This is a genomic window from Methanofastidiosum sp., assembly GCA_035362715.1.
In the GTDB taxonomy this organism is placed as follows: Archaea; Methanobacteriota_B; Thermococci; order Methanofastidiosales; family Methanofastidiosaceae; genus Methanofastidiosum.
Genome location: DAOSDU010000018.1, coordinates 1 through 26,868, shown reverse-complemented (window position 1 = coordinate 26,868; position 26,868 = coordinate 1). Strand labels below are relative to the sequence as shown.

Genomic DNA, 26,868 nt, shown 5'->3' with positions numbered 1-26,868 from the left:
AAGCAAAATTCTTACTCCAAACTCCCGATAGACTGTTTCTGTAATATGGTCTCCAGCGATAAGCTCTAGTTTTGGAACCCTATACTCCCCTTCAATGCTATCCTTTCTAAAAACTGCTTTGATGAATGGATTTAACTCTAAAAGCGCTTCACCTATCATTTTTTGATAAGGGATTAGCTCATCACTCAACTGTACCAATGCTATATTCCCTATTGCGTCAAAAGCCCGGAGTTTTAAAAGATAAGATTCGGGAATTTTTTTTGATAGTATTTCTCTCAAAGAGCTTTTTCTCTTCTCAAGTGGTATGAAATCATAATCTACAATATCATAATCCTTAACCTTCTCTTTGAGTGGCATTATTACATAGTCACCATCATAGGCAATTTTAAAATTAATATCGAGGACTCCCATATCTAAAAGAGAAATTCTGTGCTTTTCTGCTTCTGACCTAGAGACTCTTGCACCTATCATGGCATCTGACGATTAGAATATTTCTGTCCCTTTATGCTTTCCCTCTATAATGGCTTTTATACTCTTGAGTTCTTCCTTCCCGCAGACTATAGTTTTTATCTTTGACCTCTTCAAAATTTTTGCTGCCAATGGATCAATTACTGCGTTGACTCCAGCCTCTGCCTTAGTCCCTTCAACTATATCAAGAAGATTCTCATGAGTGATTTTCCCAAGCTTCTTTGCATCGGGGAATTTTCGGGGATCTTTATCATAAACGCCATCTACATTTGTGAATCTCAAGAATAAATCTGCGTCTACAAATTCAGCAAGCATGGAAGAAACGGCATCAGTTGTATGCCCTGGATGTGTTCCACCAAGCACAGGGATCTTGCCCAAATACAAAGTAGACAAAGCATGCTTAAAATCATTTGAAACTTCTACTGGAGCTTTTTTCCCTAAAGCCCCCATGAAGAGAGAAGCATTCAACTTAGCAACTTCCATCCCGACAAAATCAAGGAACGTGTCATCTTTTCCGATATCTTTTAGAACTCGGATATATTCTCTTGCAATCGTTCCTCCCCCAACAACAATTAAGAATTCATGAGTATTTGATAGTGAAACAATTTGTTTGCAAACATTCTTTACCAGTTCAACATCAATTTTATCTGAAAAAACAAGAGATCCGCCAATTTTTAAAACAATCCTCATAAACTAAACCTCAATTGTAATTCTAATAAGTTCACCGTCTTTTTTCTTTAAGAAGTTTTTTAGATTTTTAGGGGCTATAATTTCAACTACATTTTGCGGATGGTGGGTCCTTAAAGGTATTATTACTGCACCTTCTACCCTGCCATCAATCAATGCTTTGTAACATCTGACATTTCCAAAAGACCTTCCTTCGTCGGTGCCTGATTTTAATATTACTGACGGATACCTATCAAGGAATTTTCTAAGCAGGATGTCTGTTTCATCAGTGAGTTTAATATTTAGTGTTCCCGGATAAGGGCTAAAACCAAGGCCATCCTCAAACTGTTTTTTGTAAAAAGGCCTTGAAACATAATATTTACCTTCGCCTATCCCAGACACTATTGTTCCATCGATAGTAAGTTCATCATTTTTTTTGTTGAATAGTTCGCACATTTCAACGAAGAAAGTCTTCAGGTAATTTTTTCCGTGTTCAGTAAGCGTAATTGTCTGCCCTCCCTTAACAAATATTCTTTGTATAGCGCCAAAAGATTCCAGTTCTTTTAGCCACCTTGAAGCAGTCTGTTGAGATACACCAAGCTCTTTTCCAAGATCCTTTGAAGAAATATAAACAGACCCTTTGACCTTACCCTTCTTAGCTAATGTTAAAAGAGGTAAGAGGTAGCTGTCTTTCATATATTAAAGATTATTTTAGTAAATTTAAAAGGTTATTGGGATTCTATGCAAGGTCTACAAGCGAATGGATTAATTCATCTATGCCATTTCCCATCTTTGCAGATCCAGCTATTACTGGAAATCCATTGAATTTTCTTTTTATCGCTTCTGTGTCAGCAATGTCGCTCTTGTTCAAAAATATTAAGCATGGGATTCCTTTATGTTTTAATTCCTGTAAAAGGTGTATGTCAAATTCTGAGATATTCATTGTAGAATCCAAAACCATTATGCCTATGTTTGCACCCTTTGATAAGATGTCCCGCATGAAGTCAAATCTTTCCTGCCCTGGTGTTCCGTAAAAATGAATTTTTCTTCCGCCAACAATCGCTCTTCCATAATCCATTGAAACTGTAGTATTATTCTTATCAATGTTTATTGCGTCGTGCTCTATAGCTTTGATTAGAGTGCTCTTCCCAGCGTTTTCCTTTCCAAAGACAACAACCTTAACATCTTCCATAATAATCTCCTCAAAGTACTAATTACTATTGCTAATCAATATAGTTATCTAATAATATATAAAGTTATTGGTATTGTTGAATATAAATACAAATTAATCAGATAATTATTTAATTTAGTAAATCCACAATTATAATTATGGAACTCTCCGAAAAGGTAATTTTGCTGACAGGTGCAAGCGGGGGGATTGGTAAACCCATCCTAGAGCACTTGAATAGGAATGTTAAGATTCTAATAGGAAGCGGCAGGAAGAATCTCCAGGATTTTACAAGGATAAAGGAAGATGAGAAGTTCAACTACATGCCCATGGACCTGAACTCAGAGGACAATCTCAAATTCCTTTTTAGCTACATCATTGAGGAATACGGAAGACTTGATGTGATGATCAATACCATTGGAGGTAGCCTCTATTCCCATCCCATTGAAGATTTCCCAATTGAGGAATATGATAAAGTGATTGATACGAATCTTAAAACTGCTTTCATGCTGACAAAAGAATCAATCAAATATATGAAAAGAAATGGCGATCAGGGAGGCAATGTATTGCATTTTGTTTCTTCATCGTCAAAAGATGTTTCATATAATAAAGCCCCCTACGGAATTGCAAAGGCAGGACTTGAAGCTCTAATAAAGTATTCCGCAAGTGAGGCTGCAAAATACAATATCAAGGTTAACGGGATATCTCCAACTTATGTTTTTACTGAAAGGCATGAAAAAGAAATTGAGCTACAATCAAGAAGAACAAATATAAGTGTGGCAGAAATAGAAGAAAAGATTATTGAAGGTCAGCTCCTAAAGAGAAAGCTTTACCCCAAAGATATTTTTCCCCTAGTTGATCTATTAATTCAGACTGAGGTTATTACTGGAAAGATCTATGAATGCACTCTTGGAAAGACTTAGAAAATATTATCTATTCGTATTTTTTAAGAAATCTTCTTGTATCTTCTGTATCCATCCAACCTTTATCTAAAAGAGTAATAATATTTTCTATTCTATCGATTTGCCTTATAATCCTGCCTTTGGTTTTTTCATTTTGAACTTCGACTTGAGCAAATCCACTTAATATAGCCAATGGATTTCTAATATGGTCAACAAGATGGGCAAAATATTCTAGATTTTCATCTAATTGTTTTTTGACCCTCTTTTTCATCGTGATATCTTCGGAAACTTTTATGTAGTTTGTAATTTCTCCTTTTTCATTCCTAACTGGAGAAATTGTGGCATATTCCCAGTAATAATTTCCATCTTTCTTTTTATTGTGAAATTCTCCTTTCCAGGTATAACCTGAAGAGATTGTATCCCAAAGACTTGTATAAAATTCCGAAGGCAGAAAATTTGATTTCATTATCCTGAGATTTTCACCCAATACATCTTCTGCAGTATATCCAGTAACTTCAACAAATTTGGGATTGGCATATTCGATATTCCCTTTTATATCTGTGATTACGACTATACCTGGGCCTTGGTCAATTGCCATGTAAACTTTCTTCAAATCATTTTCTATTGATTTCGCTTCTGTTATGTCCCTAATACTTTCAATTGCACCTATAGTTTTACCACTGGCATCACGAAGCGTAGTTGCCTTTGCCCATACATCAAGTATTTCTCCTTTGGAATTGAATATTTTTGCTTCTCCTTCAATTGTATCCCCCTCTCTTCTTAGGTTATCATACCTTATGTCAAACTCTTTTTCAGAGTTCAGTATAAGATCGACCAATCCGGGCCTGCGTTCCCTGTAAAAAGGTATGGAATATTCATGATTTCCTTTTCCAATAATCTCTTCTGATTTTATTCCAGTCATCTCTTCAATTCTCTTATTCCAAGAGAGTACATTGCCTCCATTATCAATTGAAAAAGTAGCATCTGGGAGGGAATCTATTATATTCTGTAAAAGGTATCTCGAATCTACAAGTTCATTGGTAGTTTTTATGATATGTGTTATATCATGTACAATTCCAATATAACCCAATATTTCTCCATTGGAGTTTGCCCATATTGAAGAAGAGAATACACAATCTATTTCTTTTCCATCTTTTCGTTTAAGTTTTATCCCATAATCCTTTACGGATTTGTTTTTCTCAACTTCTTGCCTAAATAATACCCTATCTTTAGGATTTACATAAAAATTAGTTATGTTTGAACCAATCAATTCTTTAAGGTCGCACCCCAACATATCTGCAGCAGCTTGATTTGCTTCAACTATTGTTCCGTCTACTTTTGAAGCCCATATTGCATCAATTGAACCTTCAAAAAGAGAGTTTAGCCTATTCTGACTCTCTCTCAATTTATCTTCTACGGCTTTTTTATCCGTGACATCAGATGCAATGCAGATAACGTATTTTACATTTCCAATCGAATCAATTAATGGCGTCTTTGTTATATCTAAAAGCCTATTTTCACCTTTAGAATTGGGAGCCCGTTCTTCTGTATGGATAGTAACTTTTTTAGAAAATACTTCTTCGTTTCCTTTGATACAGATTTCTGCAATATCTTTCGATAAAAACTCATTAAGATTACGGTTTGTTAAGTAGTCTACGGAATACCCCAAAAAATCGGCATGCGCTTTGTTTACAAATCCATAAGTCTCGCTATCTTTTAGATACCACACATGTGCTTCCATGTTATCTAGCAGCAATGACATTTCTAGATTTTTTGATTCTAGATTTATTTCACAAGACTTTTTTAGTGTAATATCTTCCATAATGCAAAAGATTTCTAGAGAATTCTCTGAGAATTTATTAGCAATTGTTGCAGAGAAACAAATAAGGATATTGTTTCCTAATTTATCCAGCATTTCAAATTCTATTTTGGAGATGTCATCAAAATTATCTAATTGTTTTATTGAACTACAAAAAATTTCTTTATGCTCTGATACAATAAATTCCAGAATACTTTTTCCAATTACTTCGTCTCTTTCATATTTAAAAAAGCGTAAAAATTTGTGGTTAACTTCTGAAATCTTATAATCCTGATTAATAATAGCCGATGGCATTGGCAGATTTTCATATAAGCCATAGAGGTAATTTAAAACATCGGTGAAACCTTTATCTTTAGCTATCGAAAAATATTTTTTCTTTAAATCTATTACCATTCAAAGGTATAATTTAAATTTTCTTTATTAAATGTTTCGATTTAATCTCAGTATGTCAGATATAATATTTATAAAAAATTAAAATTAAATCTTATAATTAATGAATTATTTTACTTCGTCTAACGATATCCCTAATGCGTCCGCAACTCCCTTGCCATAAGCAGGGTCAACTTTCAAGCAGTTTCCGATGTGTCTGATTTTAACATGTTTTGGAGCCTCCCCCATGGCACGAGCAGTATTCTCAAATAATGCTTTTTGCTGCTCAGAATTCATCAATCTAAAAAGTTTGCCTGGTTGAGTATAGTAATCATCGTCATCTTCCCGGAAGTTCCAATTGTCTGCTGGACCATTTATAGAAAGTGGTGGTTCTTTGAAACCTGGTTGTTCTTGCCATTCTCCATAGCTGTTAGGTTCATATGCAAGAGTGCTGCCTGCATTATTGTTAACCCTCATTTGCCCATCCCTATGGTAACTGTTTACAGGGCATCTTGGTGCGTTTACAGGTATCTGATGATGATTGACGCCTAATCTGTAACGTTGTGCATCGCCATAAGAGAACAGTCTTCCCTGAAGCATTTTATCTGGTGAAAAGCCTATCCCAGGGACAACATTGGCGGGGTTAAAAGCTGCTTGTTCAACTTCTGCAAAATAATTATCTGGATTTCTATTTAGTTCAAAATACCCAACCTCTATCAATGGGAAATCTTTCTTATACCAGATCTTTGTCAAATCGAAAGGATTGTAAGGCATGTTATTTGCTTGCTCTTCAGTCATTACCTGTATAAACATCTTCCATTTAGGGAAATCTCCACGGTCGATGCTTTCGAGAAGGTCACGCTGATTGCTTTCTCGATCCTTCGCTATTACGGCTTCAGCTTCTGCATCTGTCAAGGTTTTGATGCCTTGTTGACAAACAAGATGGAATTTGACCCATACTCGTTCATTCTTGGCATTAATCATACTAAAAGTGTGGCTACCAAAACCGTGCATGTGTCTAAAAGATAATGGGATACCCCTGTCACTCATAGTGATAGTTACCTGATGTAATGCTTCGGGAAGTGATGTCCAAAAGTCCCAGTTATTTTTTGCACTCCTCATATTTGTACGAGGGTCACGTTTTACCGCGTGATTTAAATCGGGAAATTTAAGTGGGTCACGAAGGAAAAAAACTGGAGTATTGTTTCCAACAAGGTCCCAGTTGCCTTCTTCTGTATAAAATTTCATAGCAAAGCCACGGATATCACGCTCTGCATCTGCAGCACCACGCTCACCAGCAACTGTTGAAAAACGTACAAACATCTCAGTTTTCTTTCCAATTTCAGAGAAAATCTTTGCCTTGGTATACTTTGTAATATCATGTGTTACTGTAAATGTTCCATATGCACCAGAGCCTTTTGCATGCATTCTCCTCTCAGGTATAACTTCTCTATCAAAATGAGCTAATTTTTCAAGATACCATACATCCTGTAGCAATACAGGGCCTCTAGGTCCCGCAGTCATTGTATTTTGATTGTCAGCCACAGGTGCGCCGGCAACTGTAGTCAACTTTTTCTTATTTTTCTCTTCTATTTTAAAACCTCCTTCCTTCATTATAATAAGTTTATCCTCAAATACTTATCGGATATACTTTAAAGTTTAATTAAGAAATAGCAAATATTTATAAATTCTATTTAATAATAAATATTATTTAATAAAGTCTATTGCCTCTTCTTTTCCATTTAGGAATACACTAGTCTCGTATGGTTTTGTTTGTGCTATGGTCTTACCATTTTTGATAACTAAGTATCTCCTAGCAACTAGCCTTATTGCATCTATTGCTGTTGGTGCATCATATACTACTAGGTCAGCAGGAGCTCCTTCCTTAATGCCATAATCCTTGGCGCCAAACGCTTTGGCCGGATTTGTTGTAATCATCTCAATCAATCTCATCATTTCATTGTACCCAGACATCTGGCCGTAATGGACAAAAACAAAGGCCGCCTGCAAAGGGTCTCCAAGCCCAAGAGGATACCATGGATCCATGATAGAATCATCAGCTATAGAGACATTTATCCCCATTGCGTCCATCTCTTTTACCCTAGTGTGGCCCCTTCTTTTTGGATATGTGTCAAATCTTGCCTGAAGAACAGAATTATCAAGAGGATTTGTGACCATATTTAGCTCTGCCTTCTTAATCCATCCTAATAGCTTGAAGGCGTAAGCATTATTGTAAGAGTGCATTGCAGTAGTATGACTTGCCGTGACTTTTCCTTGGTGATTCTTCTTTATTGTTTCTGCTGCTAAAACTTCAACAAATCTTGAATGATCATCATCAGTTTCATCTATATGAAGATCCACCATTTTGCCTAGCTCTTTTCCTAATGAAACTGCAAATATTGCGTCCTTTACACCGTCCTCTCTTGTCCACTCATAATGGGGGATTCCTCCCACTACATCTGCGCCTTTCTCCATTGCCTTTCTCATCAATTCTTCTCCATCGGGATATGAAAAGATTCCTTCCTGGGGAAATGCGACTATCTGAACATCGATATAATTCTTGAACTCCTTTTTAATTTCTACCATAGCATTGAGCGCATTTAGAGAGGGATCACAAACGTCAACATGGGTCCTAACTCTTGTAACTCCGTTTGCAAGCTCCCACTTCAACGCTTTCCTTACCCTAGCCTTGACATCTTCTTTTGTAAGGGTCTTTTTTCTCTCCGCCCATATATCAATCCCTTCTAATAGCGAGCCCCCGAGATTATATCTAGGCTCGCCCACAGTAAGGGCTGCGTCCATGTGCACATGTATCTCAACTAGAGGTGGGGAAACAAATCTTCCATTCAAATCGATTTCTTCTTCACCTTTCTTAGTAATGTTCTTTTTTATCTCAGAAAACTTGCCATTGCAAATCCCTATATCAACTAAATAATTATTATCGTTTAATCTAGCATTTCTCAAAATTAAATCCATATTCTCGCCAAACAGTATTTCTTTTTCAATTAATATAAATTTAATCTTAAGGATTTCAATAAAATAAAAGAAATAGATATAAAAGAAAATAAAAAAGATAGACCAGATGAAGAAAATCACTCTAGAAAAGGTATGGGATGTTTTAACGCCAATTCAGTTACTGGTAATAGGGTATATTTCCATATCAATAATAGGGTCATTATTGCTTATGTTACCTATAGCTTCCTCATCTAGTATCTCTCAAAATTATATTGACGCTCTTTTCACTTCTACTTCGGCTTCAACTACGACTGGCCTTATAGTCGAAGATACTGGAACATATTATTCTCTTTTTGGCCAAGGAATAATATTGCTATTATTCCAGATTGGCGCACTTGGGTATATGATAGGGGTTACATTAATGGTCTTGGGACTTGGAGGAAAAATATCCATCACAGATAGAATACTACTAAGAGAATCAGTTAAGAGACCAACGACAGTTAATATGATATGGTTTGTAAAAATAATAACAGTAATTACATTCACAATAGAAGCTTTGGGCGCTTTAGTGCTCACTCTTTATTGGACAAAAGATTTTGGTTTTAATGATGCTTTGTATTTGGGAGTCTTTCACTCAGTCTCTGCTTTCTGCACCGCAGGATTCTCACTATTCAAAGATGGATTTATAGGATACCAAAGCAGTATTTTATTGAACGTAGTCATCAGCATTTTGTGCATACTTGGGGCAATCGGATTTTTTGTTATCTATGATGTCTTAAGATTCATCGGAGCATCTTATAAAAAGGAACAAAAGAAGCTCTCAGTCTATGCCAAATTTAGCTTCTTGCTAACAATAACCCTAATATTATTCGGATTCATTATTATTTTTATTTCTGAAGGCGATTCAATTATGGCGTCTTTGTTTCAAGCAATATCATCCTCAAGCACGACTGGGTTTAATAGCGTTGATATATCTATTATGGGCCTACCAAGCCTTTTTATCATGATGATCTTGATGTTTATAGGTGCGTCTTCTGGAGGAACTGGAGGAGGTATGAAGTCAAGCACCTTTGGTGTATTAGTTCTATTCACATATTATCTTCTAAAAGGCAAAAAAGACGTAAATATCTTCAAGAGAATTATATCCCCTGAGAAAATAGACAAAGCTTTTGGTATTTTTATAACTTCAATGATTTTTATAGTCGTTGCTTTAGGGATATTGCTTTTCACAGAAGAATTCTCTTTCATTTCACTTCTTTTTGAAATTGTCTCTGCACTTGGCACTGTTGGTCTTTCTCTGGGTATCACTCCTCACCTTAGTTCAATCGGAAAATTAGTAATTATATCACTTATGCTAATAGGGAGAATAGGTCCATTGGCAATAGGATTTTCATTATTGGGTAAACAAAAGGAAATATCTTTTAAATACCCAAAGGCAGATATCTTTGTGGGATAAGAGAAGTGATTTGATGAAACAATTTGTAGTTATTGGTCTTGGGAATTTCGGCATAAATGTTGCAACTGCCCTTCACAAACTAGGAAATCAAGTCTTAGTTATTGACGAATCAGAAAGAAAAGTTGAGCAGATTAAAGATTTAGTTACCCAAGCAATTGTTGCTGATACAACTGACAGGAAAGTGTTATCGGAGTTTGTGGATAAATCTGTAGATGCGGCAATAGTATGTATGGGGGACAATATTGAAGCAAGTGTTATGATTACCCTCTATCTGAAAGATTTAGGTATTGAAAAGATAATAGCAAAAGCAATAAATGAGGATCATGGCCGTATTTTAGGGCTAGTTGGTGCCACAAAGATAATCTATCCTGAAAAAGATGTTGCGATAGAACTTGCAGAAACGCTCACAACACCGAATCTTATTAATTGGCTTCCTGTCGAACCTGATTATAAAATCTTTGAGCTAAAAGCTCCAAAAGAGTATGTGGGCAAGACACTTGCTGAATTAAAATTAGATGATAATTATGGAATACAGGTTATAGCCGTGAAAGAGGGGCCAAAAGGACCTTTTCATCTGATCCCTGGAGGGAGCTTCACTATAACTGAGAATAGCTCTCTTGCCATCATAGGTAAAAATGAGGATATTGCAAAGTTAAAATCAAATAATAAATAAAATATAACAAATACCTTTTTATTTCTAAATCTTCGAATATAATGCATGGATGATGAAGATAAGATTATCCTTGCCGGTCTTGGGACTTTTGGAGCTTTAGCATATATTGCTATAAAAGAAATTCAGGAAAGAGATGCTCTGGAAGAAGAATCTAAATCATCCCAAGCTAGTGAAGCCTTTGAAGCAGGGTATACCCTTTCTGAAAAAGAGAAAAAAGAATTTCCAATTTACAAAGATATCCTACAACTGTTATTAGGTAGAAAGTAAATCATCATAGGAACTTTTTTAAGATACTTATCGCATACCCCTCCAATGGATAAAAAGCGAATAGGAGTCTTGGCAATTGTTGGTGCAAGTGTGATGTGGGCTATTGAGCCCATATTTGCAAAACTTGCCTATGCCAATTCTAGCGTTGTTCAGACTTCAGCTTTCAGGGCGATATTTGTAACTGTTGTGGCCTTAATCTATGCACTTTCAACAAATGGGAAAAATATTAAGATTTCTAAAAAAGAATTTTCTGTGATATTCTATATCGCTGTTGTTGGGACTCTTGTTGCAGATCTATTATTTTACTTTGCGCTCACAAAGATCCCTGTTTTAAATGCAGTTTTGATAGGGCATCTCCAGCCTATCTTTATTATACTAATAGGCTATTTTATCTTAAAGGATGAAAAGCACTCAAAATATGATTATGCTGGAATCTTCATAATGATATTTGGGGCTCTACTTGTCACAACTCAAACTTTACAGAATCTACTTATACTGAGAATAGGCACTATGGGAGACCTATTCGTAGTGGGTGCAACTGTATCCTGGGCCACCACTGGCATAGTTGCAAGAAAGTATCTAAAGAATATGAACTGCGGGATAATTACATTTTACAGGTTCCTAATTGCAGCCATATTTTTTTCAATCTATCTGCTCTCCAAATCAGAATTCCATTTTGGAAGTGTAAATCAGATTATAATTGGAATCATAGTTGGAGTCGGTTACATCCTATACTATGAAGGTCTTAAAAGAGTCAAAGCTGCACAGGCTGGTGCCCTAGAATTATCAACACCATTTTTTGCTGCAATCCTTGGATTTCTCGTTCTTGGAGAGTTAGTAACACCCATGCAGATAGCAGGAATTCTTATTCTTTGTATAGGGGTTTATCTACTTTCAAAAAAGGAATAGTTAGAAAAGAATAAGTTTTTTATAGGGAAATCCCTTATTAATTTTGAATAAATGTAGAATTCATATCTATAACTTTGTAAAAGTGCAGATTATATTCAATTTATTGATGTATAGGGATGTTTTGATGAATAATGAAGCTAGAGCCAGAGAAGAAATTGACAAGATGCTTTCTGAGTGCGGGTGGATTGTTCAAGATTATAAGATGATGGATCTCGGCGCTTCAAGGGGTGTTGCCGTAAGAGAGTTCCCACTTCTTACAGGAATTGCCGATTACCTTCTTTTTATTGATAGAAAAGCTTGTGGTGTCCTTGAAGCTAAAAGAGTCGGAATACCTTTGGGAGGAGTTGCAGACCAATCAATAAGATATGTTGGAGGTTTGCCTGATGACATTCCGTCTTATGGTAATCCACTTCCCTTTGTATATGCTAGCACTGGAAAAGAAACTTCATTTGTTGATCTAAGAGACCCAAAATCTCGCTCAAGAAGAATCTTCTCGTTTCACAGACCTGAAAGTTTGAAGGATTTTCTATCTGATGAAAAAACTTTAAGAAGAAAGTTGCAAGAGATGCCCCCTCTAATAACAGAGGGGCTAAGAGATTGCCAAATTGAGGCGGTGACAAACCTTGAAAAATCATTTAAAGATACAAGACCTAGAGCTTTAATCCAAATGGCAACAGGTTCTGGAAAAACTTTTACCGCAATTAGCTTTGTTTATAGATTGATAAAACATTCAAATGCAAAAAGAGTTCTTTTCTTAGTAGATAGGACAAATCTTGGAAAACAGGCCATGACAGAATTCAGCAAGTATAAAACTCCAGATGATGGGAGAAAGTTTACTGAGCTATATAATGTTCAGCATCTCTCTTCAAATGTAATTGATCCGGCAAGTAGAGTTTGTATTTCAACAATCCAAAGAGTGTATTCGATGCTTAGGGGAGAAATCGAAATGGAAAGTGAAGCTGAAGAGCAGTCTCTTTTTGATCAAGATATTGATGGGGCGCCAGTTGATGTTTGTTACAATCCTTTCATCCCGATTGAAACGTTTGATTTTATTATAACAGATGAGTGCCACAGGTCAATTTACAATTTATGGAGACAAGTTTTAGAATATTTTGATGCTTTTATTATTGGGCTTACAGCTACGCCTTCAAAGCAGACTCTCGGATTTTTCAATCAAAATCTTGTGATGGAGTATAATCATGAGAGGGCAGTTGCAGATGGGGTTAATGTTGGGTATGATGTCTACAGAATTAATACGGCCATTACTGAAAAGGGTAGCACCGTTGAGGCAGGGTTTTACATTGATAAAAGGGACAGAGTAACAAGGCAAGTTAGATGGGAGTCCCTTGACGAAGAATTAAAGTATGAGGGACGAGATCTTGACAGATCAGTTGTTGCGCCTGATCAGATCAGGACTGTGGTAAAAACATTCAAGGAAAGATTGTTTACCGACATATTTCCGGGAAGAAAAAAAGTGCCTAAGACTCTAATTTTTGCTAAAGATGATTCGCATGCAGAAGACATTGTCAATATAATCAGGGAAGAGTTTGGCCAGGGAGATGAATTCTGTAAAAAGATTACTTACAGAACAATGGGTGAGAAACCTGAAGACCTGATCGCAAGTTTCAGAAACTCTTACAATCCAAGAATAGCTGTTACTGTTGATATGATATCGACTGGAACGGATATCAAGCCATTGGAGTGCCTTATATTCATGCGAGATGTCAAATCTAGAGTTTACTTCGAGCAAATGAAGGGAAGGGGGACAAGAATAATTAATCCCACTGATTTACAACTGGTAACTTCTGATGCAAGAAATAAAACTCATTTTGTAATTATTGATGCTGTTGGAGTATGCGAAACAGACAAAACTGATTCAATGCCACTTGAGAGGGCAAGAAATGTACCTTTAGAAAAGTTGCTTATGGGTATGGCTTTAAGAAAAAAGAATAAAGATATGATATCCTCTCTTGCAGGTAGACTTTCAAAGATTGACTTAGAGATGAATGAAAAGGAGAAACAGGAGATTCAAAAGATAGCTGGAAAGAACATGAATGAGATCGTAAATGAACTTCTTGACGCCGTTGATCCAGACAAAACTATTGAAACTGCATGTAAGATGTTTGATACGACTGAGCCAACAAAGGAGCAGTTAAACAAGGCCTCAGAAGAGCTTCTAGATAAAGCAAGTAAGCCATTTGACAATCCAAAGCTACGGTCAAAGATTATAGAGATAAAAAAGAAGAACGAGCAGATAATTGATAACATAAGTAAGGATGAAGTTTTATTTGCAGGATTTGATGATCTTGCAGCAGAAAAAGCAAGAATAATTGTTAATAACTTCAAGAACTTCATCGAAGAAAATAAGGATGAATTGACAGCACTTCAGATTATTTATAGTAATCCTTATCCAACAAGGTTTCTAACTTATGACGCTATTAAGGAGCTTGCTGAAGCGATAGAAAAGCCGCCTTACTACCTTACAACAGATAAGTTGTGGGCGGCTTATGAAAAGCTAGAAAAATCGAAAGTTAGGGGTGCTGGACCCCATAAGTTACTTACAGATATTGTATCTCTTTTAAAATTTGAGCTTGGAGAAATTCAAGTCCTTGAACCTTTTTCGTATACGGTGGATAAGAGGTTTGAAGAGTGGATATCAAGCAAGAAGAAGCAAGGTGTGACGTTTACTAGTGAGCAGTTAGAATGGCTAAAGATGATAAAAGACCACATTGCAACTTCAATGAGCATAAATAAAGATGATCTTGAGCAGACTCCATTCCACAATAAGGGTGGACTTGTTAAGGCTAATAAAATCTTTAATGGAAAAATAGATAAGGTCATGGAAGAGCTACAGGAAGCACTGGTGAGCAAGTGAAGGGGGAATTGCCCAAGGGTTGGGTTTGGACGAATTTGGAAATGATTGTTTCAAGTATTTCCAATGGCATAACAGAAAAACAAAATAAAAAAGGATTGGGCATACCAGTAACACGAATAGAAACTATATCTAATGGAACTATTAATATGGATAGAGTCGGTTATTTACAGAATATAGATAATATCCTAGTTGAGAAATATAGATTGTCAATAGGAGACATATTATTTAGTAATATAAATAGTGATTTCCATTTAGGTAAGACAGCTATATTTGAAATTGAAAATGAAGTAATCCTACATGGTATGAATTTACTACGGATAAAGCCTATTAAGAATTATGTTTCGCCTCATTTTTTAAATTATTTATTTAATTATTATAGGTACTCAGGAGTTTTTATTTCAATTGCTCAGCATGCAGTTAATCAATCATCAATAAATCAAACAAAATTAAAAAATTTAGAAGTCCCTCTCCCCCCACTAACCGAACAGCAAAGAATAGTAAACAAAATAGGAGAGCTTTTCACAAATCTTGACAAAGGTATTGAGTCTTTAGAACAAGTCAAATACAAACTTAAAGTATATCGCCAAGCTATTTTGAAATATGCGATGGAAGGAAAACTCACTGAAAAATGGAGAGAAAAAAATAAGGATAAGCTTAAATTTTCCCCGGAAATTAATTCACTAATAAAAGGTAAAATTCAGAATGAAGAATTAGACTATATAAGAAAAATTTGTTTTATTGAGATTCCTAATGATTGGATATGGTCTTCTGTGGGCAATATAGGAGAGGTATTCGGAGGAAAAAGAATACCTAAAGGATACGTAATATCAGACTCAAAGACTAATCACCCCTATATTAGAGTTACTGATTTCAGTAATTATGGGGTAAAAAGAGAAGGATTAAAATATTTGGAAAATGAAATTTATAATTTTATTAAAAGATATATAATTACAAAAAATGATGTTTATATATCAATAGCAGGCTCTATTGGAAAAGTAGGAACTATTCCTGAAGATTTGGATAATGCAAATCTAACAGAAAATGCTGCTAGGATAGTAAGTTCTATTTATAACAACAGATTAATGGCGTATTTTTTAAATTCTGAGTTTTGCCAATTACAAATAAGTAGGTACACAATTCATACTAATCAACCAAAGTTAGCACTTTTCAGAATAAAAAAATTGATAATTCCCCTACCCCCCCTCGAAGAACAAAACATAATAGTTGAAAGAATAGAAAAACTATTTTCCCTTGCAGACTACATTGAAGAAACAGTTGACTCTAAACTAGAGGAATCCAAAACCCTCCGCCAGAGTATCCTAAAAAAGGCTTTTGAAGGAAAGCTTGTCCCGCAAGACCCAAAGGGTGAGCCTGCAGAAATCCTCTTAGAAAAAATAAAAAAGCAAAGATTAAATAAAGAAAAAATAGTTCAGGAGAAGCTGATATAATGTCTAACGAATCAATGGCCGTCCAAAAGTTATGGAACTACTGCAATGTCCTAAGAGACGATGGTGTAAGCTATGGCGATTATGTCGAGCAGTTAACTTACTTATTATTTCTCAAAATGGACGATGAGCAAACTAAACCTCCATTTAACAGAGTATCAAAGATACCAAAAAATCTAGACTGGGAAAGCCTCCTAAAAAAAGATGGCGATGAGCTTGAAGTTCATTATAGGCATATCCTAGAATCCCTAGGGAAAGAAAAGGGTATGATAGGCGTCATCTTCAGAAAAGCCCAGAACAAGATCCAGGACCCTGCAAAACTAAAGAGGCTAGTCATGCTGATAGAAGGGGAAGAAACCTGGATGGGCATGGGCATTGACGTAAAGGGTGCAATCTATGAAGGATTATTGCAAAAGAACGCCGAGGATACCAAAAGTGGTGCCGGCCAGTATTTCACCCCGAGAGCTTTAATCAAATCTATGGTCGAAGTCATAAGGCCAAAGCCAGGGGAAACTATCTGTGACCCCGCATGTGGTACAGGCGGATTTCTTCTAGCCTCGCATGACTTAATCTCAAAATACCCTCTGGACATTGAACAGAAAAAATTTTTGAAAGAAGGAACATTTCACGGCTGGGATATTGTAGATAGCGTTGTGAGGCTTTGCACAATGAATCTCTACCTCCATGGAATTGGCGGAGAGGATAGCCCAATAATAACTGACGATGCTCTTGCCTCAGACCCAGGAGGCAGATTTGACATAGTCCTTACAAATCCTCCCTTTGGTAAGAAGAGTAGCATTACTATAGTAAACGGTGAAGGAAAGATCGAAAAAGAATCCTTGACCTATCAAAGAAATGACTTCTGGGCAACTACCTCAAACAAACAGCTAAACTTCTTGCAGCATGTTAAAACTCTATTAAAAATAAATGGCAGGGCCGCAATAGTCGTCCCTGATAACGTGCTATTTGAAGGTGGGGCTGGGGAAACTGTCAGAAAAAGATTGCTGCAACAGTGTGACGTCCACACACTTTTGAGGCTTCCCACAGGGATCTTCTATGCGCAAGGTGTAAAGGCAAACGTACTGTTCTTTGACAAAAGGCCGGCAAGCGAAAAATCCTGGACAGAAAAACTCTGGATATATGATCTAAGGACTAACATCCACTTCACCCTGAAAACTAATACTTTAAGATATGAAGACCTGGAAGATTTCATAAAATGTTATAATCCAGAAAATAGGCACGAAAGAACAGAAACTGAAAGATTCAAAGCATTTACCTATGAAGAGATCATGAAAAGAGACAAAACAAATCTAGACATCTTCTGGCTAAAAGACAATAGCCTAGGCGATTCAGAAAATCTTCCAGACCCAAAGCTCTTAGCTTTAGAAATTGCAGAAGATTTGGAGTCAGCACTTGACGAGTTTAAAAGAATATATGAAGAATTAGAAGAATAATAAATTAAAGGAGCTTATTCTCCTTCAATATCCTGATAACTTCATCATATACTTCATTTAATTCCTTCTCAGTTCTTGCCCCTGTAATGATGTATTTACCGTTTTTGTAGATTGTAACGTGCTTTCTTTCGCCGTGAATTAAGACCTTCACGAGAAGAGCGGGGTAGGTTTCAGGATTATATTCAGCGTGAACAAAGTCAATAATCCCGTAAGCCTTTACTATATCTACATCGTTTGGAAATCTTCCAGTTGCAACAATATTCGTTATTATAGGTCTTGTCCCAAAGGGTACATCTTTCTTCATCAAAATCATCCTTCATTAGCTATATTATTAGTATTGTTGGCACTAGTATATAAGCTTTTATTTTTATCCTTTTTAGAATATAATATTTTAACTATTTTTTTGATAAAATCAAATGGATAACAGTAATAAATATATATTTAGACGCACATCTAGTATCGACATGAAAAAAATATTATTAGTCACATAGGTGCAACTCTTGAAAAAAGAAGAAAGTACTAAAAAGAACTTCGATAAATCAGAAAAATTACTATTATCCTTAGTTAATAACTTACCCCAAGTATTCTGGTTAACTTCGACTAAAGATTATGAAAAAGTAGAGTATATCAGCTCTTCTTTTGAGGATATCTGGCAAATAAAACCAAATGAGATTTATGAAGATCCCCGTATTTGGACTAAAAACATACATGAAGAAGACCGACAAAGAGTTTCCAAAGAGTTTGAAAGATTCAAAGAAGGAAAAGAAGAATACTTTACAGAATACAGAATTGTCAGAAAAGATGGATCTATCCGATGGATTTTAGATAAAGCATTTTGGATTAAAAATGATCAAGGAAAAATAGAACGCCTTGCAGGTATTGCAGAAGATATAACGGAAAGAAAAAAACATGACGAGAATATAAAGGAAAGTGAACTTCGATACAGAGAACTTTACAATAACATGAGTACCTGCGTAGCTATTTACGATGCCATAGATCAGGGAAAAGATTTTGTTATCAAAGGCATTAACAAGTCAGGAGAGGAGAAAAGCAAAGTAAAAATAAAAGAAATCAAAGGCAAACGTGTTTCAGAAGTATTTCCAAGTGTAAAAGAAATCGGGTTATTTGACGTCTTGAAGAGAGTTTACGCCACCGGTAAACCTGAATATCTTCCAACAAAGTTTTACAAAGATGATAGAATATCCGAATGGGTTGAGAACTATGTTTACAAATTGCCTTTTGGCGAGATAGTGGCCATTTATGATGATGTTTCAGAAAGAAAAAAGGCAGAAGAAGCCTTAAAAGATAGCGAAGATAAGTTTAGAAGTATTTTTGATAGTGCCCAAGATGCGATTTTCATTATTAATAAAGAGGATAGATTCATCGATGCCAATAAAAAAGCTTCAAAAATCTTTGGGTACACTAAAGAAGAGATTCTAAATATGTCTGTTAGCGACTTCCAAGCACCTGAAGTGAAGGGCATTCCTGGAACCCTAATCAAATCAGAATTAGAAAAGTATAAGTGGAACACTTTTGAAGCTCTTGACATTGATAAATACGGAAATAAAATCTCAGTTGAAATCAGTCAAAGTCTTTTTAATTTAAAGGGCGAAGAAGTTGTCATAAACATAGTCCGTGACGTATCTCGAAGGAAAAACATGGAAGATAAGTTGAGGGAGAGTGAACATCACTACAGGGGTATATTTGAAAACTCCCCTATTGCAATATGGGAAGAAGACTACTCCCTTATAAAAAAAGAAATAGATAAACTCAAAAAATCCGGCATCAAAAATATAAAGGAATATTTAGATAATAATATGGATTTTGTAAAAAAGTGCGTTCCACTTGTCAAGATTTTAAATTTCAATCCCTCCGTTTTAAAGCTCTATGGTGCCACTAATAAAAGAGAATATTTGGATAATTTGACTAATATTTTCTCTGATTCCTCTTTTAATGTTTTTAAAGAATCTATGATTTGTATTGCTGAAGGTAAAACTCACTTTTACAAAGAGGACAAAAATCACACAATTGATGGAAAAGATATTGATGTTCTGCTTACTTGGAGCGTTGTGCCCGGATATGAAAAAAATTATGAGAAAGTATATGTATCTACGTTAGACATTAGTGTTCAAAAAAATGCTGAAAATCAAATAAAAGAAAGTGAAAAACGCTTTAGGCTATTATTTGATTCTGTCCAAGCAGGTGTGATAGTCCAATCGGTAAATAGTAAAATAGTGCATGCAAATAATAATGCTTTGGAGAGTTTTGGACTATTAAAAAAGGATATGTTAGACAAAACTTCAACAGACCCCATATGGAATATGGTTTTAGAAGATGGAACTCCTGTTAAAGGGGAGGACCACCCCTCCATGATTACAATACGTACAGGTAAGCCCCTGAAAGACCAAATTAGAGGAATTTATGGTGACGATCCTAATAAGATGCGCTGGTTAAAAATAAACACACGGCCGATTATTGATGAAAAAACAAATACTTTTGAAGAAGTGCTAATTACTTTTGACGATATTACTGATTTGAAAAAATACGAGAAGAAACTTAAAGAAAGCGAAGAGAAATACCGCAGAATAGTTGATACATCTAACGAAGGTATCTGGGCCATTGATGAGAATCACGTCACTACTTTTGTCAATCCTAAAATGGCAGAAATGCTTGGATATTCCCCTGAAGAAATGCTTGGGCAAAGATTTGAGAATTTTATTTTCAAAGAAGATTTGACTGAACTATCAAATAAAATGAAATTAAGAAGGGAAGGATTATCAGAAGTCTATGAAAGGCGATACATAAAAAAGAATGGAGAAGGATTGTACGCCAATGTGTCTGCAACGCCAATGTTTGACGGGCATGGGAATTTCAAAGGCTCGTTTGTAATGATAACTGACATTACTGAAAGAAAGAAAAACGAAATGATAATTGAGGAGCTAAACGATAATCTAAAACTCTTAAACAAGATATTAAGGCATGATATCTCAAACGATCTAACAGTTGTAAGTATTGCCATTGAAATGATGGCAACAAAAGAGGAGAATATAAAGAATAAGGCATTCAGTGCAATTAATAGGAGTGTCAATCTAATTGAAAAAATAAGAATTCTTGAGTCTACAATGAGTACAAAGTATACTTTAAAAAAGATTAACATAGATCAAGTTCTGAACGTCATAAAGAAAACATATCCCTCTGTCAATGTCAAAATAAGTGGGGAATGTGATGTAATGGCAGATGAAGCTTTTATTTCTGTTATAGACAATATAATCAATAATTCTATTACCCATGGTAAAACAGATAGAATAGATATAGAAATAAATTCAGACGAAGATTTATGCTGGATGAAAATTAGTGACTACGGCAAAGGGATTCCTGATGAGATAAAAGATAGAATATTCGATGAAGAGTTCAGTTACGGGGAAACTAGAGGCACAGGGTTAGGGCTCTACATCGTGAAGAAAACTATTGAGAGATATGGTGGAAGTATAAAGTTGGAAGATACACATCCTAAAGGCGCTACTTTTATTATAACTTTAAATAAGAGTAAATTATAGATATAAAATACCTTTTTTGAAAAATAAAGTCAATTTATAAATTAAATCCAAATCGGAATTATTTTTGGATGTTATAGAAGATTGAATTATTTTCCTCCTTACTCTAGAATATTATAGTATAGAGTATTATTCAGTTCATGGGTAGAAGAAAACGATATCTCCAATCAAGACTTGATTATTACCTTAAGAGTTCTGTGCAGGAGATAATTCCTTCAGAATGCGGAAAAAGATTCTACAAAGAAATCAACTGTTCTCTTCTTTCAGAAATCAATGTTTCTGACAATTATTCTTATTTTAGATGCAACTATAGAAAAGGTATAGAATACCCAAAAACTGGTTTCTGCTTTTCTTGCCCTTTAAAAAATCTTGAAGGGATCTGGATTGGCGTAGATATTGATATGAAAGATAGAAAAGAATACCTACAAAGTCAAATTGATCCCCAGTGGATTTGCTTTGGAATAAAATAATTATTTTTTATTTTGTTTAATTGATTCCCTGGCCGAGTGAAAAGCATCGTAGAGCAATTCTTTAAATTCTTCTCCAACATCATCCCATGTCCTCTCTTCTTTTGTTTTACTTTGAGTAGATACTTTCTTCTTTGGGGATTCCCAGGAGGAGCCAGAAAGTATCGATATATAGCCCCCCAAAAGAACAAGCAAGAATATTATTGGGTAGAGAAATGGAAATAATTTTGAGAGATTATCAAAAGTATTTATCTCTGAAAGATTCCCGACTAGACGAAATATTTTGAAGAGAAAGTTAAGAAGGAAAATACTACCTATCGCATTGAATATTGGCGCAGGCAAGTTTCCAGGAAATCTAAAACTCCCAAAAACTTCACCTATTGTGAAAATAATTGAGAATACAAAGATTAGCCATATATTGTTATTAAGTAGCCTTACAACTTCAGCGAGTATGTTACTATCAAAAAAGTCAAGAGAAATATTGAGAAATCCGAGTATTATAAGAAACACTATAAATGATATCAAATCACGTATAACAATCCTAGCTGGTGAGTGACCCTTTTCTTTATTTTTTTCTGAATCATCTTCTGCCATTCTAATCACTTGAGAATATAGTATTCATTGAGATTATAAATTTTATTCTTAACAATCTACTTATTGAAAAAAAGTATCCTTGATATCGGCTAATTTGATAATAACAGCCTTATTTTGCAAAATCAATTTCTTGTACTCAAAGTATCATTTGTATTTCTCCAAGAATTTTCTAGTTTCTTCGGTGTCCATCCAACCTTGATCCAGTTTTTTAATCAATTCTTCAATTCTTTCTACTTGCCTCAAAATTCTAGTCCTAGTTTTTTCATTTTGTATCTCGACTTGCGTAAAGCCACTTAGTATTGCCAAGGGATTCCTTATTTGGTCGACAAGATGAGCAAAATATTCCAGATTTTCTTCTAGTTGCTTTTCAGCTTTTCTTCTATCAGTCATATCTAAAACTAAAGTTATGAATCCTTTGGAAAAGTCATTGCTATCTAAGGAACTATTTATAATGTAAACTTCTTTTATTTCTCCTGATTTAGTCACAAAATTTGTTTCAAGTTCAGCGATGTCTTTTTCTCGTGGATTTTTGTAAAGAATTTTTCCAGCTCTCTCGTACTCTTCCTCAGATTCATAAAGAAATCTTGGAGATTTGTTCAAAAGTTCATTGATTTTATAGCCTGTAATTTTTTCCATGCCCTTGTTTGACCAAATCCATATTCTGTCCTTGAATAGATTAATCCCAATTGGGGCCGCCGTAATTATTCCACTTAAAGTGTTTTCACTATCTTTTATTTTCTCTTCAAATACTTTCCTTTCTCTAATATCCCTTATAACTCCAACTGCAAGGTCTTCTCCTTTAAGGCGAATTTTTGAAGTGCTGACTTCAACTGGAATTTTATTTCCATATTTATCAATATCAATTGATTCAAATATTCTATCTTTATAAAGTTCAAATTCTGATTTTATTACAGTTCCAGGAATACCTCTTACTTCAGGTGCTTGAATATCCGGCAGTTTCAATGATAAAAATTCTTCTTTTGTATATCCAAAGATCCTAGTTGCTGTTTCATTTGAATCTATAATTTCATCTTTGCAATTGAAAATAAGGATTGCATCATTGGCCTTTTCAAAGAATATTCTGAACTTCTCTTCACTGCCCTTCAGATCTTCTTCTAATTTTTTAAACATTGTATAATCTGAACCGACAGACAATATTGCAGTTAGATTTCCTTTTTCATCTAGAATTGGCTTATTTGTCCAGTGAATCCACACCCGCTCTCCGTTTTTCTTGATATTTTCGTTGATACTTATACCGTGTTTTGCTGGATCTTTAAAAATATCTAAAGCTAAGTTTTGAAGGTTTCTACCATCAGAGTCTATTCGGGGCAGAATTGTTTCATCCCAACTTTTTCCGATTAATTCCTCTTCAGTATAACCAAAGAAATTTAATCCATATTCATTCATTGAAATAATCCTACTATCTTTATCAAATTTTGATATAATACTATTTGAATTCTCAACAAGTTCCTTGTATTTCTCCTCACTTCTTCTCAAGAATATCTCAATTTGTTTTCTTCTATTTAGTTCATCTTGAATTCTATTCAAGGATTTAGAATATGCAACGGCAACTGCAACTTCAGAGGCCAATGTCTCAAGCATTTCTACATCTTCTTTGGTATATTCGTCAAGATTTTGACTTTCAGTGTTTAATATGCCTAAGACTTCATCACCTATTTTAATGGGAACACAAAGTTCGGAATTAGGGATATTTTTTCCAAAGAAATTTATAAATAGCTTATCTTTTTTTGTATTATTTGTAAGATAAGTTTTTCCTTCCCTAGCAACGAATGGAACTATTCCTTTTTTTGAATTAATGTCAAATACTATTTTGTCATGTTCGGGCAATCCTAGTGAGACAATTGCTTTCAGCTCATTACCTTCTCTTAAAATGAAAAATGCAGTGTCAAATTAAGAGTATTTTTCATTACTTCTACGGTTTTTTCAGCGATTGTATCTATATCATTTGTTACTGCCAATTCTTTAGAAAGTTTATGTATTCCGTTTAATTTTTCTTCGGTTCTTTTTCTTTCGGTTATATCCCTTGTTATAGCCTGAAATCCAACAATTTTATTTTCTTTCTTTATTAAATCAACTAGAATTTCACCAAAACATATACTTCCATCTTTTTTTATCCATGAAGATTCAAAACTTGTGGCAGATTTATTTCTTAAAAGATTGCTAAATATTATTATATAAGAAGGCATATCACTAATCTTCAAAAATGGTAACTTAGTGAAATGTTTACCAATTGTTTCTTCTTTAGAATAACCGGTAAATTTTTCATATGCAGAATTAGATGAAGTAACAAATCCTTTCAAATCAACAGTAACTATGCTATCTGGTGAATGCTCAATTATTTCCCTATATTTGTTTTCACTTTCACTTAATTCCTTTTCGATTGCCTTACGATTGATTATATCCTGCATAAAACAGAGAGTTTGCTTGAACTTGCCTTTACTATCGTGGATAATTTTCCCATTGAATAATACAAATACTTTTGAGCCGTCTTTTTTAATCATTTCAAATTCTACATCACTTATTTGGCCCATTTCTTTAAAATTAGGAAAACATTCTTTAAAATGATCTTTATAATTATCAGAGAGAAAATCGCCAAATGATTTTCCAATGACATATTCTTTTGAATATCCTAAAATATCAAGCCATGCACTACTGACATTAACAATATGTCCGGATTCATCTAAGGATTGGATTGCAAATGGAGATTTTTCAAAGAATAAATCAAGTATTTGCGAATCAATTTCGTTTTTATTACAATTCTCCATTCTAGCCCCCTCTTAAGTAAGACAATTATGCTTTCTTTAATCTCAAGATAAAGATGGCCCCACTAGGCTTATTATCCTCTACTATAATCTCTCCGCCATATTTTTCTAGGATATTTTTGACGATGTAAAGTCCTAAGCCTGTACTTCTCGAATCGCCATAGCTAAATCCTTCCTCAAATATCCTGCCTTTTATCTCATCAGGGATCCCTTTACCGTAATCGGTGATCCTTACCTCACATATTTCGTCGGTGCATGTGGTACTGATGTCTATTCTGTCCGTTTTTCCGTGGACTATAGCGTTTCGTATGATGTTGTCAAATACCGGCTCAAGAGCTTCATCTGCTATCACTGTTCCGCTTCCTTTGATATTAAAAATTGTTTCAGGGTAAGTTTTGATTATCCCTTCGATAACTTTCTTTACATCAAAATTTCCAGTTGTTTTTTCATTAGAAGCAGCGAACTCTAGTCCCCTTATTCTTTCTATGAGATCCACACTCTTTGCAATCGACCTTTCTGCTTTATCCTTCAGAACTTCATCTTTTGTTTCCATTAGTTGTAAGGCCATAGATGTGACTGTCAAATTATTGGCTATGTCGTGCCTTAAAATCTTGTTTAGAATACTCAAAGTCTCATTTAATCTCTTGATATCATCTTCAGCTTTTTTCCTGTCGGTAATATCAGTGCCAACTGAAAACAATCCAATTAAGTTATCATTTTCGTCTTTTATTGGCCTATTGGTCCATAACACCCATACACGTTCTCCATTTTTCTTAATATGCTCATTAATATTCTGAGGATATTTTTTAACATTAGAGAATACTTCTAAAAGCAAATCATCGAGATGTCTCCCTGTTGATTCAATCACAGGAGTTATTAAACCAATAAAATTCTTTCCAAGAAGCTCTTCTTCTTTGTAGCCAAAGAACTTCAATCCAAACTCATTCATTGAGAGTATGTTCCCATATTTGTCGTATTTTAAAATAATACTATTTGCGTTTTCTACTAATTCTCGATATTTTTTTTCACTTTGCTTAAGTGCATCTTCTGTTTTTTTCTTTTCTGTTATATCCATAAACAAAGTGGCAAACTTTCCTTTTTCAGGACTAAATGCAGATACATCGAAATATTTATCAAATTCTGAAGAATATTGGCTAAATCTAACTGGAATGTCTTCTAAGGCCACCTTGCCATAAGTTTCAATCCAATACTTTTCGGTTTTGGGAAAAACTTCTAATACAGTCTTACCAATGATTTCTTTTCTTTTTACCCCTAGTATTGTCTCAAACTCGGGATTTATATCAAGAAATCTGAAATCACAAGGTATTTCATCTTTATCCAAGATAATCTCATGTAAGGCGAACCCACTAAGCATTCTATTAAATAACAATGAATATTTTCTTTCGCTTTCTTTTAATCTTTCTTTTTCTTGCTCAAGTTCATGTTTTTTCAAGATATGATCGAGGTCTGTTTCTATGACTGTTTTAAACTCCTTTATCAAATCCTTGTAAGCAATAGCTTTTGGGTTATCTTTGTAATCAAGAACACAAATAGTTCCAAAAATTTCGCCACTAGGCCACTGAATAGGAAATCCAAGGTAGTATATCATTCCGAGAGGGATATCTGGATTGTGATCCCAATTAGGATCTTTAGTAGCATCAGAGACCAACAGAGACTCACGTTTTTGCATAACAGTTTCGCAGTAAAGGCCTGTATTTAGATTAGCCTTTTCGCCTTTATGGTAAGGATTTTTTTCAGTTTGACTAGATATAAAAACTTCAATTTGTGGTGGATCAACCTTCATTATCAGTCCAGCTGGAACCCCAACAATCTTTGCCATAATATTTACTATTCTCTGCCATTTGTCCATTATCTCCTTAGGAATTTCGGGGTTAATTGGGATATTATTGCGCATTTTTCATCAAGTCTTAAACCTATTTACTACGGTAATATTTTACTAGTACAGATATATAAATATATGGAAAAAAGAGGCTGTGGGACATATTAACCTGCATTTAGATTCAAAAGATTGTGCCAGAGCGCA

At 34.8% G+C, this 26,868-nt stretch carries 22 protein-coding genes; 10 read left to right on the top strand and 12 right to left on the bottom strand.

Annotated elements, in window-relative coordinates:
• The 4 genes from PLI06_09350 to PLI06_09335 all read right to left on the bottom strand — a co-directional run.
• Positions 1-471, bottom strand: a 471-nt coding sequence (locus PLI06_09350; protein ID HOI77798.1) for a tRNA (guanine-N1)-methyltransferase, incomplete at its 3' end; no start/stop codon positions are given.
• 12 nt (positions 472-483) lie between these two features.
• Positions 484-1,158, bottom strand: coding sequence for a UMP kinase (pyrH, locus tag PLI06_09345; protein ID HOI77797.1), 675 nt, complete (start codon positions 1,156-1,158; stop codon positions 484-486).
• Positions 1,159-1,161: 3 nt separating this feature from the next.
• Entirely contained in the window at positions 1,162-1,830 is a 669-nt protein-coding gene (locus PLI06_09340) for a CTP-dependent riboflavin kinase (protein HOI77796.1), read from the bottom strand.
• A 43-nt stretch (positions 1,831-1,873) separates the two neighbouring features.
• Positions 1,874-2,326, bottom strand: a complete 453-nt coding sequence (locus PLI06_09335; GenBank protein HOI77795.1) for a GTP-binding protein — start codon at positions 2,324-2,326, stop codon at positions 1,874-1,876.
• Positions 2,327-2,463: 137 nt separating this feature from the next.
• Between PLI06_09335 and PLI06_09330 the strand changes: the two genes are divergently transcribed.
• Positions 2,464-3,225: an SDR family oxidoreductase gene (locus tag PLI06_09330; GenBank protein ID HOI77794.1), complete on the top strand. Its 762-nt coding sequence runs from the start codon at positions 2,464-2,466 to the stop codon at positions 3,223-3,225.
• 10 nt (positions 3,226-3,235) lie between these two features.
• Here the strand turns inward: PLI06_09330 and PLI06_09325 are convergent, their stop codons facing one another.
• The 3 genes from PLI06_09325 to codA form a co-directional block, all read right to left on the bottom strand.
• Positions 3,236-5,416, bottom strand: coding sequence for a PAS domain S-box protein (locus PLI06_09325; GenBank protein HOI77793.1), 2,181 nt, complete (start codon positions 5,414-5,416; stop codon positions 3,236-3,238).
• Positions 5,417-5,521: 105 nt separating this feature from the next.
• The gene (locus PLI06_09320) at positions 5,522-6,985 is read right to left on the bottom strand and encodes a catalase (GenBank protein HOI77792.1); all 1,464 of its coding nucleotides are present in this window, start codon (positions 6,983-6,985) and stop codon (positions 5,522-5,524) included.
• A 114-nt stretch (positions 6,986-7,099) separates the two neighbouring features.
• Positions 7,100-8,368 carry a cytosine deaminase gene (gene codA / locus PLI06_09315; protein HOI77791.1) on the bottom strand — a complete coding sequence of 423 codons (1,269 nt, stop codon included), beginning with the start codon at positions 8,366-8,368 and terminating at the stop codon, positions 7,100-7,102.
• A gap of 106 nt (positions 8,369-8,474) precedes the next feature.
• Between codA and PLI06_09310 the strand changes: the two genes are divergently transcribed.
• From PLI06_09310 to PLI06_09280, 7 genes are all read left to right on the top strand, one after another.
• Positions 8,475-9,803: a potassium transporter TrkG gene (locus PLI06_09310; GenBank protein ID HOI77790.1), complete on the top strand. Its 1,329-nt coding sequence runs from the start codon at positions 8,475-8,477 to the stop codon at positions 9,801-9,803.
• 13 nt (positions 9,804-9,816) lie between these two features.
• Positions 9,817-10,476 carry a TrkA family potassium uptake protein gene (locus PLI06_09305; GenBank protein ID HOI77789.1) on the top strand — a complete coding sequence of 220 codons (660 nt, stop codon included), beginning with the start codon at positions 9,817-9,819 and terminating at the stop codon, positions 10,474-10,476.
• Between the two features lie 45 nt (positions 10,477-10,521).
• Positions 10,522-10,743 carry a hypothetical protein gene (locus PLI06_09300; protein ID HOI77788.1) on the top strand — a complete coding sequence of 74 codons (222 nt, stop codon included), beginning with the start codon at positions 10,522-10,524 and terminating at the stop codon, positions 10,741-10,743.
• Positions 10,744-10,788: 45 nt separating this feature from the next.
• A complete protein-coding gene (locus PLI06_09295) occupies positions 10,789-11,652 on the top strand; it encodes a DMT family transporter (protein HOI77787.1) in 864 nt (287 codons plus the stop codon).
• Between the two features lie 124 nt (positions 11,653-11,776).
• Positions 11,777-14,527 carry a type I restriction-modification enzyme R subunit C-terminal domain-containing protein gene (locus PLI06_09290; protein ID HOI77786.1) on the top strand — a complete coding sequence of 917 codons (2,751 nt, stop codon included), beginning with the start codon at positions 11,777-11,779 and terminating at the stop codon, positions 14,525-14,527.
• Positions 14,524-15,975, top strand: a complete 1,452-nt coding sequence (locus tag PLI06_09285; protein HOI77785.1) for a restriction endonuclease subunit S — start codon at positions 14,524-14,526, stop codon at positions 15,973-15,975. Before PLI06_09290 ends, PLI06_09285 begins: the two co-directional genes overlap by 4 nt.
• Entirely contained in the window at positions 15,975-17,426 is a 1,452-nt protein-coding gene (locus PLI06_09280; protein ID HOI77784.1) for a class I SAM-dependent DNA methyltransferase, read from the top strand. Before PLI06_09285 ends, PLI06_09280 begins: the two co-directional genes overlap by 1 nt.
• A gap of 4 nt (positions 17,427-17,430) precedes the next feature.
• Here PLI06_09280 and PLI06_09275 read toward each other — a convergent pair whose 3' ends face one another.
• A complete protein-coding gene (locus PLI06_09275) occupies positions 17,431-17,730 on the bottom strand; it encodes a hypothetical protein (protein HOI77783.1) in 300 nt (99 codons plus the stop codon).
• A 196-nt stretch (positions 17,731-17,926) separates the two neighbouring features.
• On the opposite strand from PLI06_09275, the gene PLI06_09270 reads away from it, so the two are divergent.
• Together PLI06_09270 and PLI06_09265 are read left to right on the top strand one after the other, a co-directional pair.
• On the top strand, positions 17,927-20,983 hold the full coding sequence (locus PLI06_09270) for a PAS domain S-box protein (GenBank protein HOI77782.1): 3,057 nt from the start codon (positions 17,927-17,929) through the stop codon (positions 20,981-20,983).
• Positions 20,984-21,120: 137 nt separating this feature from the next.
• Positions 21,121-21,450 (top strand): hypothetical protein, encoded by a 330-nt coding sequence (locus PLI06_09265; protein ID HOI77781.1) that lies wholly within the window; start codon positions 21,121-21,123, stop codon positions 21,448-21,450.
• Here PLI06_09265 and PLI06_09260 read toward each other — a convergent pair whose 3' ends face one another.
• From PLI06_09260 to PLI06_09245, 4 genes are all read right to left on the bottom strand, one after another.
• The gene (locus PLI06_09260) at positions 21,451-22,041 is read right to left on the bottom strand and encodes a hypothetical protein (GenBank protein HOI77780.1); all 591 of its coding nucleotides are present in this window, start codon (positions 22,039-22,041) and stop codon (positions 21,451-21,453) included.
• 144 nt (positions 22,042-22,185) lie between these two features.
• Complete coding sequence (locus tag PLI06_09255) at positions 22,186-23,889, bottom strand: PAS domain S-box protein (GenBank protein ID HOI77779.1); 1,704 nt, start codon at positions 23,887-23,889, stop codon at positions 22,186-22,188.
• A gap of 38 nt (positions 23,890-23,927) precedes the next feature.
• Complete coding sequence (locus PLI06_09250) at positions 23,928-24,827, bottom strand: PAS domain-containing protein (GenBank protein HOI77778.1); 900 nt, start codon at positions 24,825-24,827, stop codon at positions 23,928-23,930.
• A 25-nt stretch (positions 24,828-24,852) separates the two neighbouring features.
• Positions 24,853-26,694 carry a PAS domain S-box protein gene (locus tag PLI06_09245; GenBank protein HOI77777.1) on the bottom strand — a complete coding sequence of 614 codons (1,842 nt, stop codon included), beginning with the start codon at positions 26,692-26,694 and terminating at the stop codon, positions 24,853-24,855.
• Positions 26,695-26,868: the final 174 nt, after the last annotated feature.

What these genes read in the sequence shown, in the direction of transcription:
- PLI06_09275 (HOI77783.1), bottom strand. Translation starts at nt 17,730, where the DNA reads ATGAAGAAAGATGTACCCTTTGGGACAAGACCTATAATAACGAATATT.
- PLI06_09250 (HOI77778.1), bottom strand. Translation starts at nt 24,827, where the DNA reads ATGGAGAATTGTAATAAAAACGAAATTGATTCGCAAATACTTGATTTA.
- PLI06_09290 (HOI77786.1), top strand. Translation starts at nt 11,777, where the DNA reads ATGAATAATGAAGCTAGAGCCAGAGAAGAAATTGACAAGATGCTTTCT.
- PLI06_09335 (HOI77795.1), bottom strand. Translation starts at nt 2,326, where the DNA reads ATGGAAGATGTTAAGGTTGTTGTCTTTGGAAAGGAAAACGCTGGGAAG.
- PLI06_09340 (HOI77796.1), bottom strand. Translation starts at nt 1,830, where the DNA reads ATGAAAGACAGCTACCTCTTACCTCTTTTAACATTAGCTAAGAAGGGT.
- pyrH (HOI77797.1), bottom strand. Translation starts at nt 1,158, where the DNA reads ATGAGGATTGTTTTAAAAATTGGCGGATCTCTTGTTTTTTCAGATAAA.
- PLI06_09265 (HOI77781.1), top strand. Translation starts at nt 21,121, where the DNA reads ATGGGTAGAAGAAAACGATATCTCCAATCAAGACTTGATTATTACCTT.
- PLI06_09260 (HOI77780.1), bottom strand. Translation starts at nt 22,041, where the DNA reads ATGGCAGAAGATGATTCAGAAAAAAATAAAGAAAAGGGTCACTCACCA.
- PLI06_09295 (HOI77787.1), top strand. Translation starts at nt 10,789, where the DNA reads ATGGATAAAAAGCGAATAGGAGTCTTGGCAATTGTTGGTGCAAGTGTG.
- PLI06_09325 (HOI77793.1), bottom strand. Translation starts at nt 5,416, where the DNA reads ATGGTAATAGATTTAAAGAAAAAATATTTTTCGATAGCTAAAGATAAA.
- PLI06_09310 (HOI77790.1), top strand. Translation starts at nt 8,475, where the DNA reads ATGAAGAAAATCACTCTAGAAAAGGTATGGGATGTTTTAACGCCAATT.
- PLI06_09280 (HOI77784.1), top strand. Translation starts at nt 15,975, where the DNA reads ATGTCTAACGAATCAATGGCCGTCCAAAAGTTATGGAACTACTGCAAT.
- PLI06_09305 (HOI77789.1), top strand. Translation starts at nt 9,817, where the DNA reads ATGAAACAATTTGTAGTTATTGGTCTTGGGAATTTCGGCATAAATGTT.
- PLI06_09300 (HOI77788.1), top strand. Translation starts at nt 10,522, where the DNA reads ATGGATGATGAAGATAAGATTATCCTTGCCGGTCTTGGGACTTTTGGA.
- PLI06_09245 (HOI77777.1), bottom strand. Translation starts at nt 26,694, where the DNA reads ATGGACAAATGGCAGAGAATAGTAAATATTATGGCAAAGATTGTTGGG.
- codA (HOI77791.1), bottom strand. Translation starts at nt 8,368, where the DNA reads ATGGATTTAATTTTGAGAAATGCTAGATTAAACGATAATAATTATTTA.
- PLI06_09330 (HOI77794.1), top strand. Translation starts at nt 2,464, where the DNA reads ATGGAACTCTCCGAAAAGGTAATTTTGCTGACAGGTGCAAGCGGGGGG.